Raw genomic sequence first — 14,836 nt, 5'->3', positions numbered from 1 at the left:
CGCCATAAATCCCGCGCTGCAGCCGTGCGCGACGACAGGGGAAGGACATGAAGGCAGTAATTCTGGCCGGTGGGCTGGGTACCCGCATCAGCGAGGAATCGCACCTCAAGCCCAAGCCGATGATCGAGATCGGCGGGAAGCCAATTCTCTGGCACATCATGAAGCAGTACTCGGCCCACGGTATCCACGATTTCGTCATCTGCCTTGGCTACAAGGGCTATGCGATCAAGGATTTCTTCGCCAACTATTTCCTGCACACCTCCGACGTCACCTTCGACATGCGTGCCAATCGCATGGACGTGCACCAGAACTACAGCGAGCCGTGGCGGGTCACCCTGATCGACACCGGCGAGGAAACCATGACCGGTGGCCGCCTGCGCCGCGCCGCCCGCTACGTGGAAGACGAGCAGGCCTTCTGCTTCACCTACGGCGACGGTGTGTCCGACCTGAATATCGGCGCCCTGGTGGACTTCCACATGGGTCATGGCAAGCTCGCCACGGTCACCGCCGTGCAACCGCCGGGACGCTACGGCGCCCTTGAGCGCGACGGTGACAAGGTCAGCGGCTTCATCGAGAAACCCGCGGCGACGGCGGCTGGATCAACGGCGGTTTCTTCGTGCTGTCGCCGAAGGTCCTGCCCTATATCATCGACGATCACACCTCCTGGGAATCCGAGCCCCTGGCCCGGCTGGCGGCAGAGGATCAACTGAACGCCTTCCAGCACGATGGCTTCTGGCATCCGATGGATACCCTGCGCGACAAGAATCATCTTGAACAGTTGTGGCAGAGCGGGGAGGCCCCATGGAAACAGTGGGCCTGAATGCCGGGTTCTGGAGCGGCAAGCGCGTACTGCTGACCGGTCACACCGGTTTCAAGGGCAGTTGGCTGGCACTCTGGCTGCGGGAACTGGGCGCCGAAGTCACCGGCTTCGCCCTCGATCCGCAACCCGGCCCCAACCTGTACGAGCTGGCCCAGGTCGGCCGCGATATCAAGGACGCCCGTGGCGACCTGCGCGACCTTGGCGCCCTGCTCGAAGTGGTGGCCGAGGCGCAGCCGGAAATCGTCCTGCACCTGGCGGCGCAGCCCTTGGTGCGCGAGGCCTATCGCGATCCGCTGGGCACCTGGTCCAGCAACGTGATGGGCACGCTCAACCTGCTCGAAGCCATTCGCCAGGTCGGCGGCGTGCGCTCGGTGGTGCTGGTCACTACTGACAAGGTCTATGCCAACCAGGAATGGCCATGGCCCTACCGCGAGAACGAAGCCCTCGGCGGCCACGATCCGTACAGCAGCAGCAAGGCCTGCTGCGAACTGCTGGCGCAATCCTACGCGGCGTCCTTTTTCCCGCCGGCCAGCCACGCCGAGCATGGCCTCGCCCTGGCCACGGCGCGGGCTGGCAATGTGCTCGGCGGCGGCGATTTCGCTGCCGAACGCCTTATCCCCGATGTGCTCAAGGCCTGGGATGCGGGGCATCCGGTGACCTTGCGCTATCCCCAGGCGGTCCGCCCCTGGCAGCACGCCCTCGAACCGCTGGCGGGCTACCTGCTGCTGGCCCATCGCTTGTATACCGAGGGCCCGGTTTTCGCCGGTGCCTGGAACTTCGGCCCGGCCGAAGGCGATATGTGCAGCGTTGGCGATGTGGTCGCGCACCTGTCGCGGCAATGGCCGGACTCGCCGGGCATGCGCGTCGAGCCGAGCGACCTGCATGAAGCCGGCGTGCTGCGCCTGGACAGCGGTCGTGCCCGGCAACTGCTCGGCTGGCGCACCCGCTGGTCCTTGCGAGAGTGCCTGGAGCACACCCTGCAATGGCACCTGGCGTGGAAGCGTGGCGACGAGATGCGCGCCGTTACCCTGGATCAGCTGAACCTGTACGCGGAGCTGTCGTGAGCGACCTGCAACTCCATGCCCTGCCGCTGGCCGGGCTCTACAGCGTGCAGCACAAGCGCCACGGCGATGCCCGCGGGCAGTTTTCCCGGCTGTTCTGCGAAGGCAGCCTGGCCGGCCTGGGCGTGCCGTTGCACATTCGCCAGATCAATCACTCGCACACCCTCGGCCAGGGTTCGGTGCGCGGCCTGCATTACCAGCAGGGCGAGCAGCCGGAAGCCAAGCTGATCACCTGCCTGCGCGGTGAAGTCTGGGATGTGGCGGTGGACCTGCGCGAGGGCTCGCCGACCTTCCTGCACTGGCATGCCGAACACCTCAAGGCCGGTGACGGTCGCAGCCTGCTGATCCCCGCCGGTTTCGCCCACGGTTTCCAGGTGCTCGGCGAAGAGGCCGAGCTGCTTTACCTGCACAGTGCGGACTACGCGCCGGGACGCGAAGGCGGGCTGTCGGTGCATGACCCGCGCCTGGCCATTGCCTGGCCGCTGCCTGTCAAGAATCTGTCGGCCCGGGATGAGGCCCATCCCTGGCTGGATCATCATTTCACCGGAGTGCCTGCATGAATTGCCGTGGCTGTGGCGCAGCGCTGAGCCTGCCCCTGATCGACCTGGGCACCGCGCCGCCTTCCAATGCCTACCTGCGCGCCGAGCAACTGGCGGCTGCCGAGGCCTGGGTGCCGCTCAAGGTTGGCGTGTGCCAGGCGTGCTGGCTGGTGCAGACCGAGGACTACACCCGCGCCGACGCGCTGTTCGATGCCGACTACGCCTATTTCAGTTCCTACTCCAGTTCGTGGCTGGCCCATGCCCGGCAGTACGTCGAGGACATGAGCGCGCGCTTCGGCCTGGACGAGCACAGCCGGGTGGTGGAAATCGCCGCCAATGACGGCTACCTGCTGCAATACGTCGCCGCGCGCAGCATTCCCTGCCTCGGCGTCGAGCCGACCCGCAGCACCGCCCAGGCCGCGCGTGACAAGGGCCTGGACATTCGCGAGGTATTCTTCGGCGAACAGGCGGCTGCGCAACTGGTGGGCGAGGGCTGGAGTGCCGACCTGATGGCGGCCAACAACGTGCTCGCCCATGTTCCGGACATCAACGATTTTCTGCGCGGCTTCGCCACGCTGCTCAAGCCGTCGGGGGTTGCCACCTTCGAATTCCCGCACCTGCTCAGCCTGATGGCCGAGAGCCAGTTCGACACCCTGTACCACGAGCATTATTCCTACCTGTCGCTGACGGCGGTGCGCACCCTGTGCCAGCGCAACGGCCTGGAGATCTTCGACGTCGAGGAGTTGCCGACCCACGGCGGCTCGTTGCGGGTCTACGTGCAGCGTGTCGATGGTCCGCAGGCGCTGCGGCCGGCGGTGCAGGCCTTGCTCGACACGGAGGACAAGGTTGGAGTAACCACTGTCGATTTCTACACGACGCTGGCCCCGGCCGCCGAACGCATCAAGCACCAGTTGCTGCGCTTCCTGCTCCAGGCCAAGGCCGAGGGCAAGCGCGTGGTTGGCTATGGCGCTGCCGCCAAGGGCAACACCCTGCTCAACTACGCCGGGGTCCGCGCCGACCTGCTGGCCTGGGTGGCCGACGCCAATCCGCACAAGCAGGGCAAGTTCCTCCCCGGGAGCCGCATTCCGGTGGTCGCACCGGAGCGCCTGGCCGCCGAGCAGCCGGACTACGTGCTGGTATTGCCGTGGAACCTGCTCAAGGAAGTCAGCGAGCAGCAGGCGCTGGTGCGTGAATGGGGCGGACGTTTCGTCATCGCCGTGCCCGAGCTGACCATCCTGTGACCGCGATGACCGTACTGGTGACCGGTGCCAGCGGCTTTGTCGGGCGGCACCTGGTTGCTGCATTGCTGGCCCGTGGTTGCCAGGTGCGCGCGGTGGCCCGTCGCCAGGCGCCGGCGCGAGCCTTGCCATGGTTCGACCGGGTCGGGTTCGTGGCCGCCGATATCCATGATCCACGCACCGATGTCGCTGCCCTGTGCGAAGGCGTCGATGCCCTGGTCCACCTGGCATGGCCGGGCCTGCCCAACTACCAGGGGCTGTTCCATCTGGAGCACAACCTGATGGCCGACTACCGCTTCATCAAGCACGCCGTCGAGGCCGGGGTAGGGCAGGTGCAGGTCACCGGCACCTGCTTCGAGTACGGCATGCAGAGCGGCCCGCTGAGCGAAACCCTGGAATGCCGGCCGGCCAATGCCTACGGCCTGGCCAAGCACAGCCTGCATCTGTTCCTCGACACCTTGCGCCAGCAGGTGCCGTTCACCCTGCAATGGGCGCGGCTGTTCTACCTGCATGGCGAGGGGCAGAACCCCAACAGCCTGCTGGCGGCCCTGGACCGGGCCATTGACGCGGGGCAGGCGCAATTCGACATGTCGGCCGGCGAGCAATTGCGCGATTTCCTGCCCGTCGAGACGGCCACCGCACATCTCGCCACTTTGCTGCAACGGCGCGATTTCAGTGGCGTGGTCAATATTTGCAGCGGCCAGCCGATAGCGGTACGCAGCCTGGTGGAGCGCCAGCGCGCCGCGCGGGATTCGCGGATCGCCCTGAACCTGGGGCACTACCCTTATCCGGCGCACGAGCCCATGGCCTTCTGGGGCGATGCCCGACGCCTGCATGCCTTGCTGGGAGCAGAACATGAAGCATGAGTTGTACCGCGCCGATGCCTTGCCGGTGCTGCAGAACCGCACATTCGCCGATGCCGCCAGCGCCCGGGCCAGTGCCAGCGCCGATATGCGCCTGGTGCAGGACGCTCGCACCGGCCTGGTGTTCAACGATGCCTTCGATGCCGACAAGCTCAGCTACGACAGCGACTACCAGAACGAGCAGGCCCATTCCGGGCAGTTCCAACGTCATCTGAACGATGTCGAGGCCATCGTTGCCCGCCATTTCAAGGGCCACAGCCTGATCGAAGTGGGCTGCGGCAAGGGGTACTTCCTCGAACTGCTGCGCGAACGTGGCTATGCCGTGACCGGTATCGATCCGGCCTATGAAGGCGACAACGCCGACGTGATCAAGGCGCCGTTCACCGCCGAACTGGACCTGCGCGCCGATGCCATCGTGCTGCGCCATGTGCTGGAACATATCGCCGATCCGGTGGGTTTCCTCCACGAGATCGCCCGGGCCAACGGCAACGCCGGCCTGATCTACATCGAAGTGCCGTGCCTGGACTGGATCATCGAGCACAAGGCCTGGTTCGACCTGTTCTACGAGCACGTCAACTACTTCCGCCTCTCTGACCTGCAGCGCCTGTTCGGCCGTGTGCTGGAGGCCGGGCGCCTGTTCGGCGAGCAATACCTGTACGTGGTCGCCGACCTCGCCAGCCTGCGCCGCCTCGACGATGGCGCGGCCGAGCCACTGCGCCTGCCGGCTGATTTCAATGCCAGCCTGGCACGTGCGGTGCAGATCGTGCGGCGCGATGCCGGCAAGGGCTCGGCGATCTGGGGCGCGTCGTCCAAGGGCGTGATCTATTCGCTGTTCCTGCAGCGTGCCGGGGTGGCGGTCGACCAGGTGGTCGATATCAACCCGGCCAAGCAGGGCCGCTACCTGCCGCTGAGCGGCGTGCGCGTTTCGTCGCCGCAGGAGGCCATGGCCGCCTTGCCCGACGGCGCCAACCTGTTCGTGATGAATTCCAACTACCTCGAAGAAATCCGCCGCATGACCGCCGACCGGTTCGTCTACCACGCCGTCGACAGCGCCGCATTTCAATGACTTCCCGGAGAGACAGCACCATGACCGACGTTATCAAGGCCTTCGAAGCCGAATGCGAGGCCGGCATCAAGGCCCAGGGCCAGGACGAGCAGCTCAAGGGCCTGGCCCGGGACTTCTTCAACGAGTCGGCCAAGCACAAGTACAGCTACCACTTTTCGTGGATGGGCCGGCCGATCATCCAGCTGCCCCAGGACATGCTGGCGATGCAGGAGATCATCTGGCGGGTCAAGCCGGACCTGATCATCGAATGCGGCATCGCCCACGGCGGTTCGATCATCTACTACGCCTCGTTGCTGGAACTGCAGGGCCATGGCGAGGTGCTGGGCATCGACCTGGACATCCGCCCGCACAACCGCGAGGCCATCGAAAGCCATCAGATGGCCAGGCGCATTTCCATGATCGAGGGTTCGAGCATCGATCCGGCGGTGGTGGAGCGCGTGCGCGCCTTCGCCGAAGGCAAGAAGGTAATTCTGGTGCTGGATTCCAACCATACCCATGAGCACGTGCTCGAAGAACTGCGTGCCTACGCACCGCTGGTGGCGGTGGGCAGCTACTGCGTGGTGATGGATACCGTGGTCGAGGACATGCCGCCGGAGTTCTTCCCGGACCGTCCTTGGGGCCCGGGCGACAACCCGAAGACCGCGGTGTGGGAATACCTCAAGGAAAACGCCGATTTCGAAATCGACCAGCAGATGCAGGACAAGCTGCTGATCAGCGTGGCGCCGGATGGCTACCTGCGCCGGGTGCGCTGACTTTTACCGACCCTAATGGCCCCGGCTTGCCAGCGATGGGGCCCGAGAGCACACAGCAGATTTCCCGTCAGGTACCCACATGCCAAGCACTGCCCTGAACATCCAGTTCACCCTGGTCATGCTGACCCACAAGCGCCCCGGCTTCCTGCGCCGCGCCTTGCAGTACTACAAGGACTTTCCCGGCACCCTGCTGGTGCTCGACTCCTCGCCGGAGCCGGCTGCCGGTATCACCGAGCGCTTCCCGCGGGTCGACTACCGGCACCTGCCGCAGTTCGACTACCGTGGCTTCCAGGCCAAGATCAAGCACGGCCTGGGCCTGGTGACGACGCCCTACATGGCGCTGGTCGCCGACGATGACTTCATCCTGCCCGATGCCATCGGCGAGTCCCTGGACTTCCTCGAAGCCCATCCGGACTACGGCATGTGCCAGGGCTACAGCATGATGTACCTGGCCCAGGCGGGGCACATCAACTACTACCGCCGCGACAAGAAGATCGGCCAGGAGGACTTCGCCAGCGACGACCCGCGACAGCGCATCCTCGACTACCTGTACGCCTTCATCCCGCCGTTCTACGCGGTGACCCGCACCTCGCTGCTGCAGGACTGGGCCGCGCAGATTCCCGACAACCTGCGTTTCGAATGGCTGGAGGTCAGCCACACCTGGTTCCTGCTGGCCAGTGCCAAGGCGCGCATGCTGCCGATCCCTTATGCGGTGCGCGAAGCCAACTACGGCGCCTCCGAGCACAATACCGAGGTCACCTACGCCCTGGCCCTCCCAGACCCGGCCTCGGTGGCCAGCCGTGAGGAATTCAGCGACGTGCTGGCCGGCCTCGAGACACCGCTCAAGGGCGAGCGCGAACAATTGCGCGCCCTGGCCCGGGAGAGTTTCGCCCTGATGTACGAAGGCCTGGCCGGTGGTCGCTCGCTGATCATCGAGCCGGTCTTCTCTTCCCACGTCAATGGGCCCGGCGAAGCATCGACCTACAAGTTCCTGCCGACCCAGTACGTCAACCTGCCGTTCTACAACCAGGCGTTCTTCGACCGACTGGGCGAAATCGAATTCCTCCTGCATGCCCTGCCGGCGGGCCGCGTGCAGCAGGAAGAGCTGGAGTCGATCTGGCTGCAGCAGGAACGCCTGCTTGCCGTGCACCCCGAGGACAACGCGTTCAGCCAGATCGCTCGCGCCCGCGAAGCGCTCAAGGCCGCGCCGTACAACCTGGCGGTCGTCAAGCGCCTGGCTGACTTGCTGCATGACGATGGCGAGACCGAAGAGGCCGGCAAGTTGCAGGCATGGGCCCGGCGCCTGGAAGCCGTGGCCAGCGACGGCGGCCGCGCGCTGCTCGGCGCCCAGCCATCCGGACGCCTGCTCGACTGGCTGGAGGCGCGCCAGCCCGACCCGGCCAGCCGCGAAGCCGTCGCCGCGCACCTCAAGCAGCATCAGGGTGGCCCGCAGATCGGCATCCTCCTGCTCAACCTCGAGCATGACGAAGCCAGGCTGCAGGCCACCTTCGACAGCCTGATCAACGGCGTCAGCCGCTCGTTCCGCATCATTGTCTTCACCACCGGGCCGCTGCCGGCCATGACCAGCCTGCAAAGCACCCTGCATTTCGTCCGGGTGAGCAAGGACGACTACGTCGACAAGATCAACCAGATCGCCCGCCAGAGTAGCTGCGACTGGCTGATGCTGGCCGAGGCCGGTGACGAGTTCACCGCAACCGGCTTGCTGCGTGCCGGCCTGGAGCTGCTCGACGCGCCGGACTGCCGTGCCGTGGCAGTGGACGAGATCCAGCAACTGTCCGGCGGTGCCTGGCGTGAACTGCTGCGCCCCGGCATCAACCTCGACTTGCTGCAGAGCCTGCCGCCGCTGATGGCACGGCACTGGCTGGTACGCCGCGAAGTGCTGGTGGAGGCGGGCGGTTTCGCCAGCGAATTCAGCGAGGCGCTGGAATACGAATTGCTCCTGCGCCTGATCGAGAAGGGCGGCCTGAACGGTCTCGCCCACCTCGACGAGCCGCTGTTGATCAGCCGGGCGCCGGAGCTCAAGCACAACGAACATGCCCGCCAGGCCCTGGCCCGGCATCTGGCCGCGCGTGGCTACAAGGCCCAGGTCAGCTCGGCGCTGCCGGGGGCCTTGCGCATCGACTATCGCCACCTGGAGCGACCGCAGGTGTCGATCATCCTGCGCAGCGAGGACAACCAGGAGGCATTGCAGCGTTGCCTGGAAAGCGTTTTGCAGCGTACCCGCTACCTGCGCTACGAGGTGCTGGTCGCCGATAACGCCAGCCAGTCGCCGGCGCACCTGCAATGGCTCGAGCAGTTGCAGCAGCTCGGTGGACGCGTACGCGTCCTGCAGAGCCCGCAGCGGCTTGGCGAAGCGGCCCTGATCAACGCCGCCAGCGCCGAAGCAAGCGGTGAGTACCTGGTGCTGCTGGCCCCTGACGCCGAGGTGGTCAATGCCAACTGGCTGGAACTGTTGCTCAACCAGGCCCAGCGGCCGGAGGTCGGCATCGTCGGCGCCAAGCTGTTGGATGCTGCCGGCAACGTGACCCAGGGCGGGTTGATGCTGACGGCGGACGGTGTGCAGGCTGCGCATGTCGGCCTGAAGAAGGATGAAACCGGCTATCTCGGCCAGGCTGCGGTAGAGCAGAACTACCCGGCGGTCTCGGCCGTCTGCCTGATGGTGCGGACCGAGGTGTTCCGCGCCCTGGGCGGGCTGGATGAGGTCGGGTTCGCTGACGCCTACGCCGATGTCGACCTGTGCCTGAAAGTGGCCGAAGCCGGGCTGCTGACGGTGTGGACGCCGCAGGTGCAGGTGGTGCATCCGGGGCAATTGCCGCAGGACGAGGTTGCCCTCGCGGCGTTGCGCGGCAAGTGGGCCGGGCTTTGGAGCAGCGCCGCTCACGGGCGGCGCCTGGACCCGGCGAAAGCGGCGTTCGACTGGAAAGCGCTGATCGGCTGAAGCCGTTCCCGCCAGGTTCTGCGCCAGCCATGCGAGTCTTAGCTGGCGCGGCGCCTGTTCCGCTGGCCTGCATCTTGCTTCGAGCTTGCATAAACAGGGTCGGGGTCAGAAAACCGTTGGTTTCCCGACCCAGACCCACTGCGCTCCAGGATCCAGGCATGTTCGACGACAAGTCCATCTTCATCTCCGGCGGTACCGGCTCCTTCGGTCGCGCGTTCATCACGCGTCTGCTGGCGCAGTACCGGCCGCGCCGTGTCGTGGTGTTCTCCCGCGACGAGCTCAAGCAGTACGAGATGCAGCAAAGCTTCACCGCACCCTGCATGCGCTGGTTCCTCGGCGATGTGCGGGATGCCGAGCGCCTGCGCCAGGCCATGCGCGGCATCGACTATGTGGTGCATGCTGCCGCTCTGAAGCAGGTGCCTGCCGCCGAGTACAACCCCAGCGAATGCATCCGCACCAACGTCAATGGCGCGGAGAACATCATTGCCGCGGCCATCGAGAATGGCGTGGAAAAGGTCGTCGCCCTGTCCACCGACAAGGCTGCCAGCCCGATCAACCTGTATGGTGCGACCAAGCTGCTTTCGGACAAGCTGTTCGTCGCCGCCAACAATGTCGCCGGTAGCCAGCAAACCCGCTTCGCCGTGGTCCGTTACGGCAACGTGGCTGGCTCGCGGGGCTCGGTGGTGCCGTTCTTCAACAAGCTGATCGGCGAAGGCGCCAACGAGCTGCCGATCACCGATCCACGCATGACCCGGTTCTGGATCACCCTCGACCATGGCGTGCAGTTCGTTCTCGACAGCTTCGCGCGCATGCAGGGTGGTGAAGTCTTCGTGCCGAAGATCCCTTCCATCCGCATCGTCGACCTGGCTCGGGGCATGGCGCCGGAACTGCCGCACAAGGTGGTGGGCATCCGTCCCGGCGAGAAGCTGCACGAGCTGATGATCCCGCTGGATGATGCGCGCATGACCCTGGAGTTCGCCGACCACTTCACCATCGAGCCATCGATCCGCTTCAACAATGTCGATGCCGATTTCGCTGTGGATGGTGTTGGCGAGCAGGGCCGGCGGGTGGCGGAAGACTTCGAATACCGCTCCGATACCAACCCGGAATTCCTCTCCATCCAGGGTATCGCCGAGCTTCACGCGCGGTTGCCGGCATGATTCCCTACGGCCGGCAGAACGTCGATCAGGCGGATATCGATGCGGTGGTCGAGGTGCTGCGCTCCGACTGGCTGACCCAGGGGCCGACCCTCGAGCGCTTCGAACGGGCCGTGGCCGAGCGTTGCCAGGCCGGTCATGCGGTTGCGGTGTGCAATGCCACCGCTGGTCTGCACCTGGCCTGCCTGGCTGCCGGGCTCGGCCCTGGCGATCTGCTCTGGACCAGCCCCAACAGCTTTGTCGCCTCGGCCAACTGCGCACGCTATTGCGGCGCCGAGGTGGATTTCGTCGATATCGATCCGCTGACCTGGAACCTCGACGCCCGCGCCCTGGCCGACAAGCTGGCACGCGCGCGCGCACTGGGGCGCTTGCCCAAGGTCGTGGTGGCGGTAGCGTTTTCCGGGCAGAGCTGCGACATGGGCGAGATTGCCCGGCTGGCCCGGGAATATGGCTTTCGGGTCATCGAGGACGCCGCCCATGCCCTGGGTGCGCGTTACGCCGGTGAGCCGGTGGGCAGCGGTCGCTATGCCGACCTGACGGTGTTCAGCTTCCATCCGGTGAAGATCGTCACCAGTGGCGAAGGTGGCATGGTTCTGTGCAACGACCCGGGCCTGGCCCAACGCCTGCGTGACCTGCGCAGCCATGGCATCACCCGTGATCCGGCACGCATGAGCGAACCAAGCCATGGCGGTTGGTACTACCAGCAGGTCGAGTTGGGCTTCAACTACCGCATGTGCGATATCCAGGCGGCACTGGGGCTGTCCCAGTTGAACCGGCTGGATGACTTTCTTGCCCGCCGTCGCGAGCTGTCGGCGCGCTACCAGCGCCTGCTGGGCGAATTGCCTTTGCAGTTGCCGACGCAGCAGGACGGCGCCGAGTCGGCCTGGCATCTGTACGTGGTGCGTCTGGGCGAGGGCCTGGAGAGTCGGCATCGGCAGGTCTTCGAGGCGCTGCGCGCTGCGGGGATCGGCGTCAACCTGCACTACATCCCGATTCATCTGCAGCCTTACTACCGCGAGCTGGGCTTTGCCGACGGGGATTTCCCCGAGGCCGAGCGCTATTACCGCCAGGCCATCAGCCTGCCGCTGTTCCCGGACCTGAGCGATGCCCAGCAGGAGCAGGTAGTCGATAGCCTGCGTCGGGTGTTGGCATGACCCGTGGCGTGGTGGCGATCATCCCGGCCCGTGGCGGGAGCAAGCGTATTGCGCGAAAGAACCTCAAGCCGTTTCGCGGCGAACCGATCATCCGGCATTCGATCCGAACCGCCCTCGACAGTGGTCTGTTCGAGCGTGTGATGGTCAGCACCGACGACGCCGAAATCGCCGAAGTGGCCCGGGCCCTGGGGGCCGAGGTACCGTTCATGCGCCCGGCGGAATTGGCTGATGATCACGCCGGCACTGCCGCGGTGATCGTGCATGCCTTGCATACCCTGCAGGAGCAGGGTTATCACGCCGAGCTGGCCTGCTGTATCTACGCCACCGCGCCGTTGTTGCAGAGCCGTTATCTGCGTGAAGGGCGCGAGTTGCTGGAAGCACATGCTGAGCGTTCCTTTGCTTTCTCTGTCTGCGGATTCGGTTTTCCCGTGCAGCGTGCCCTTGGCCTGAACGAGGACGGTGCGTTGACCGCGTTGTATCCGCAGTACCGGCAAACCCGCTCGCAGGACCTGCCGCCTGCCTTCCAGGATGCCGGGCAGTTCTACTGGGGCCGTGCCGCAGCCTGGCTGCGTGGTGATGTGCTGTTTTCCGAATGCAGCCTGCCGGTGATCCTGCCGCGCCATCTGGTGCAGGACATCGATACCGAGGAAGATTGGCGCCGTGCCGAATTTCTCCATGCCGCGCTGCTCGCTGCCGGGGAGCTGCCGGGGTGAGGGTGCTTATCCGCGCCGATGCCGGTGCCATGATCGGCATCGGTCATGTCGCACGGTGCCTGACCCTCGCCGAGCAACTGGCAGCCCTGGGGGCAACGGTGGCCTTTGCCTGTCGTGAACTGCCGGGGCATCAAATCGCCCGGATCCGCGGCGAGGGGCACGAGGTGTTCGCCTTGCCGGGTGATACTGAAGACGAGGTCGCCGAATTGGCCGCTTTGCTGGCGCCGGACAGGGTGTTCGACTGGCTCATCGTCGACCACTATGGGCTTGGCGCCGCCTGGGAGCGTGCCGCACGGCGCTGGGCCCGGCAGGTAATGGTGATCGACGACCTGGCGGATCGCACCCACGATTGCGACCTGCTGCTCGACCAGAATGCTACCGCCAGTGCTGCGATCTACCGCCCACTTGTACCTGACGCCTGTCGGATCCTCGCCGGGCCGCGCTACGCCCTGTTGCGCCCGGAATTCCGTCAGGGCAGGGCGCCGGTCGATGTTGCGCGACGGGTACTGGTCAGCTTCGGCGGTTTCGACCAGTCCGGCATGACCCTGAAAACCCTCCAGGCGCTGACCAGCATCGAAGGCATCGAGGTGCAGTGCATCGCCGGGCAATCGTCACCGGATCTGCCGGCCTTGCACGCCCTGGTCGTCCAGCGGCCCGACTGGCAATTGCTCGCTTTCGTCGACGATCTGCCCCGACGCATGGCCGCTGCCACGCTGTTCATCGGCGCCGGTGGCGGAACCACCTGGGAGCGTGCCGCCATGGGCTTGCCCAGCCTGTGCATCAGTGTCGCCGACAATCAGTCGGCCAATGCCGAAGTCCTTGCCCGTGCAGGTGTGCATCTGTATCTGGGCATGGCGGCGCAGGTATCGGTGGAGGCCTTGCGCCAGGCGATCACCTTGCTGTTGGAAAACGCGCCGCTGCGTGAGCACTTCGCCGCGCGCGGCCGGGAATGGGTGGATGGCCTGGGCGCACAGCGGGTCGCAGTGGCCTTGCTCGGACCGGGCTTGCAGCTGCGCCAGGCAAGGTTCGAGGATGCACGGCTGTTGTTCGACGGGCGCAATGCCGAGGCGGTGCGTCGTGGCTCGCTCCAGCAGGCACCGCTGGAGTGGGGCGCGCATTGCCGCTGGCTGCGGGCGACCCTCGACAACGATCAGCGCCTGTTGCTGATTGGCGAGGCTGGCGATGGCGCCGTAGGGATGCTGCGCTATGACCGCCTGGAACCAACGCGGGCGCGAGTGTCGCTGTACCTGTTCGAGGGGCGTCTGGGGCTGGGCTGGGGCAGGGCGCTGCTGGCCGCCGGCGAGCGGGCGCTGGCCGAGCATTGGCCGCAGGTGCGAGTGATCGAGGCTGAGGTGCTGGCGGACAATCAGGCCTCCATAGAGCTTTTTCGTGGTGCCGGCTACTCCCGGTCGGAACGCCATTTCGAACGGTTATTCAAGGATTTTTCGCATGAGCAGTTTTGATCTGGGGGGCGGCGTGTGGGTACCGATGCTGCGCCTTTTGTCATCGCCGAGATGAGCGGCAACCACAACCAGTCGCTGGAGCGTGCCCTGCAGATTGTCGAGGCCGCGGCGCGGGCGGGAGCCCATGCCCTGAAGTTGCAGACCTATACTGCCGAAACCATGACCCTCGACCTGAACCACGGCGAGTTCTTCATCGAGGATGCCAACAGCCTGTGGGCGGGCTCGACGCTGTATGCCTTGTACCAGCAGGCCTATACACCCTGGGATTGGCATGCGCCGATTTTCCGGCGCGCCCGCGAGTTGGGCATGCTGGCTTTTTCCACGCCGTTCGACGAGAGCGCCGTGGACTTTCTCGAAAGCCTCGACGTACCGGCATACAAGATCGCCAGTTTTGAAAACACCGACCTGCCGTTGATCCGCAAGGTGGCGGCAACCGGCAAGCCGATGATCATCTCCACCGGCATGGCCAGCCTCGCCGAGCTGGATGAAACCGTGCGGACGGCGCGTGAGGCCGGCTGTCGCGACCTGGTCTTGCTCAAGTGCACCAGCACCTATCCGGCCAGTCCGGAAAACAGCAACGTGCGCACCATTCCTCATCTGCGCGAGTTGTTCGGCTGCGAGGTCGGCCTGTCTGACCACACCCTCGGGGTAGGCGCTTCGGTGGCGGCGGTGGCCCTGGGCGCCAGCGTGGTGGAAAAGCATTTCACCCTCAGCCGAGCCGAGGGTGGGGTGGACGCGGCGTTCTCCCTGGAGCCGGCGGAACTGGCCAGCCTTGTCGAGGAAACCGCGCGCGCCTGGCAGTCGCTTGGCCAGGTGCGCTATGGCGCGACCCAGGCCGAGCAAGCATCGAAACGCTTTCGCCGTTCGTTGTACGTTGTGCGCGACATGGCCGTTGGCGAGGTTTTCGATACCAGTAATGTGCGCGCCATTCGACCGGGGCTGGGCCTGGCGCCCAAGCACCTGGAATCCCTGCTCGGACGCAAGGCCAGGCAACCGCTCAAGCGCGGTACGGCGCTGGACTGGTCGCTGGTCGAATAAGCATCACTGACCC

General features: G+C 65.6%; 12 protein-coding genes and 1 pseudogene. All 13 read left to right on the top strand.

Translation table 11 applies throughout. The annotated features are described in order from the left end of the window. Positions 1-47 precede the first annotated feature (47 nt). The 13 genes and pseudogenes from rfbF (at position 48) to pseI (ending at position 14,823) form a co-directional block, all read left to right on the top strand. Positions 48-820: pseudogene (gene rfbF, locus CSV86_RS16250) on the top strand (glucose-1-phosphate cytidylyltransferase). After that, positions 802-1,884, top strand: a complete 1,083-nt coding sequence (gene rfbG / locus CSV86_RS16245) for a CDP-glucose 4,6-dehydratase (protein WP_037061271.1) — start codon at positions 802-804, stop codon at positions 1,882-1,884. The pseudogene rfbF and the gene rfbG overlap by 19 nt, the downstream one beginning before the upstream one ends. Then, on the top strand, positions 1,881-2,441 hold the full coding sequence (locus tag CSV86_RS16240) for a dTDP-4-dehydrorhamnose 3,5-epimerase family protein (RefSeq protein WP_009402913.1): 561 nt from the start codon (positions 1,881-1,883) through the stop codon (positions 2,439-2,441). Before rfbG ends, CSV86_RS16240 begins: the two co-directional genes overlap by 4 nt. Then, complete coding sequence (locus CSV86_RS16235; protein ID WP_009402912.1) at positions 2,438-3,661, top strand: class I SAM-dependent methyltransferase; 1,224 nt, start codon at positions 2,438-2,440, stop codon at positions 3,659-3,661. Before CSV86_RS16240 ends, CSV86_RS16235 begins: the two co-directional genes overlap by 4 nt. 5 nt (positions 3,662-3,666) lie before the next feature. After that, entirely contained in the window at positions 3,667-4,524 is an 858-nt protein-coding gene (locus CSV86_RS16230; protein WP_037061269.1) for an NAD-dependent epimerase/dehydratase family protein, read from the top strand. Beyond that, the gene (locus CSV86_RS16225; RefSeq protein ID WP_009402910.1) at positions 4,514-5,587 is read left to right on the top strand and encodes a class I SAM-dependent methyltransferase; all 1,074 of its coding nucleotides are present in this window, start codon (positions 4,514-4,516) and stop codon (positions 5,585-5,587) included. The genes CSV86_RS16230 and CSV86_RS16225 overlap by 11 nt, the downstream gene beginning before the upstream one ends. 20 nt (positions 5,588-5,607) lie before the next feature. Next, on the top strand, positions 5,608-6,339 hold the full coding sequence (locus CSV86_RS16220; RefSeq protein ID WP_009402908.1) for a cephalosporin hydroxylase family protein: 732 nt from the start codon (positions 5,608-5,610) through the stop codon (positions 6,337-6,339). Between the two features lie 79 nt (positions 6,340-6,418). Further along, the gene (locus CSV86_RS16215) at positions 6,419-9,298 is read left to right on the top strand and encodes a TIGR00180 family glycosyltransferase (protein WP_009402906.1); all 2,880 of its coding nucleotides are present in this window, start codon (positions 6,419-6,421) and stop codon (positions 9,296-9,298) included. Between the two features lie 158 nt (positions 9,299-9,456). After that, positions 9,457-10,458 carry a UDP-N-acetylglucosamine 4,6-dehydratase (inverting) gene (pseB, locus tag CSV86_RS16210; protein ID WP_009402904.1) on the top strand — a complete coding sequence of 334 codons (1,002 nt, stop codon included), beginning with the start codon at positions 9,457-9,459 and terminating at the stop codon, positions 10,456-10,458. Continuing rightward, positions 10,455-11,609, top strand: coding sequence for a UDP-4-amino-4,6-dideoxy-N-acetyl-beta-L-altrosamine transaminase (gene pseC / locus CSV86_RS16205; RefSeq protein ID WP_009402902.1), 1,155 nt, complete (start codon positions 10,455-10,457; stop codon positions 11,607-11,609). The genes pseB and pseC overlap by 4 nt, the downstream gene beginning before the upstream one ends. Further along, the gene (gene pseF / locus CSV86_RS16200; RefSeq protein WP_009402900.1) at positions 11,606-12,322 is read left to right on the top strand and encodes a pseudaminic acid cytidylyltransferase; all 717 of its coding nucleotides are present in this window, start codon (positions 11,606-11,608) and stop codon (positions 12,320-12,322) included. Before pseC ends, pseF begins: the two co-directional genes overlap by 4 nt. Next, the gene (gene pseG, locus CSV86_RS16195) at positions 12,319-13,785 is read left to right on the top strand and encodes a UDP-2,4-diacetamido-2,4,6-trideoxy-beta-L-altropyranose hydrolase (protein ID WP_009402898.1); all 1,467 of its coding nucleotides are present in this window, start codon (positions 12,319-12,321) and stop codon (positions 13,783-13,785) included. The genes pseF and pseG overlap by 4 nt, the downstream gene beginning before the upstream one ends. A gap of 15 nt (positions 13,786-13,800) precedes the next feature. Then, on the top strand, positions 13,801-14,823 hold the full coding sequence (pseI, locus tag CSV86_RS16190) for a pseudaminic acid synthase (RefSeq protein ID WP_311985842.1): 1,023 nt from the start codon (positions 13,801-13,803) through the stop codon (positions 14,821-14,823). The last annotated feature ends 13 nt before the right edge of the window (positions 14,824-14,836 follow it).

The sequence above is a fragment of the Pseudomonas bharatica CSV86 genome (assembly GCF_000319305.2).
In the GTDB taxonomy this organism is placed as follows: Bacteria; Pseudomonadota; Gammaproteobacteria; order Pseudomonadales; family Pseudomonadaceae; genus Aquipseudomonas; species Aquipseudomonas bharatica.
The sequence above is the reverse complement of the archived record's forward strand: the minus strand, read 5'-3'. Positions and strand labels throughout refer to the sequence as shown.

Coding starts and splice junctions, on each gene's coding strand:
- rfbG (WP_037061271.1), top strand. CDS start 802: ATGGAAACAGTGGGCCTGAATGCCGGGTTCTGGAGCGGCAAGCGCGTA.
- CSV86_RS16235 (WP_009402912.1), top strand. CDS start 2,438: ATGAATTGCCGTGGCTGTGGCGCAGCGCTGAGCCTGCCCCTGATCGAC.
- CSV86_RS16230 (WP_037061269.1), top strand. CDS start 3,667: ATGACCGTACTGGTGACCGGTGCCAGCGGCTTTGTCGGGCGGCACCTG.
- CSV86_RS16225 (WP_009402910.1), top strand. CDS start 4,514: ATGAAGCATGAGTTGTACCGCGCCGATGCCTTGCCGGTGCTGCAGAAC.
- CSV86_RS16220 (WP_009402908.1), top strand. CDS start 5,608: ATGACCGACGTTATCAAGGCCTTCGAAGCCGAATGCGAGGCCGGCATC.
- CSV86_RS16215 (WP_009402906.1), top strand. CDS start 6,419: ATGCCAAGCACTGCCCTGAACATCCAGTTCACCCTGGTCATGCTGACC.
- pseB (WP_009402904.1), top strand. CDS start 9,457: ATGTTCGACGACAAGTCCATCTTCATCTCCGGCGGTACCGGCTCCTTC.
- pseC (WP_009402902.1), top strand. CDS start 10,455: ATGATTCCCTACGGCCGGCAGAACGTCGATCAGGCGGATATCGATGCG.
- pseF (WP_009402900.1), top strand. CDS start 11,606: ATGACCCGTGGCGTGGTGGCGATCATCCCGGCCCGTGGCGGGAGCAAG.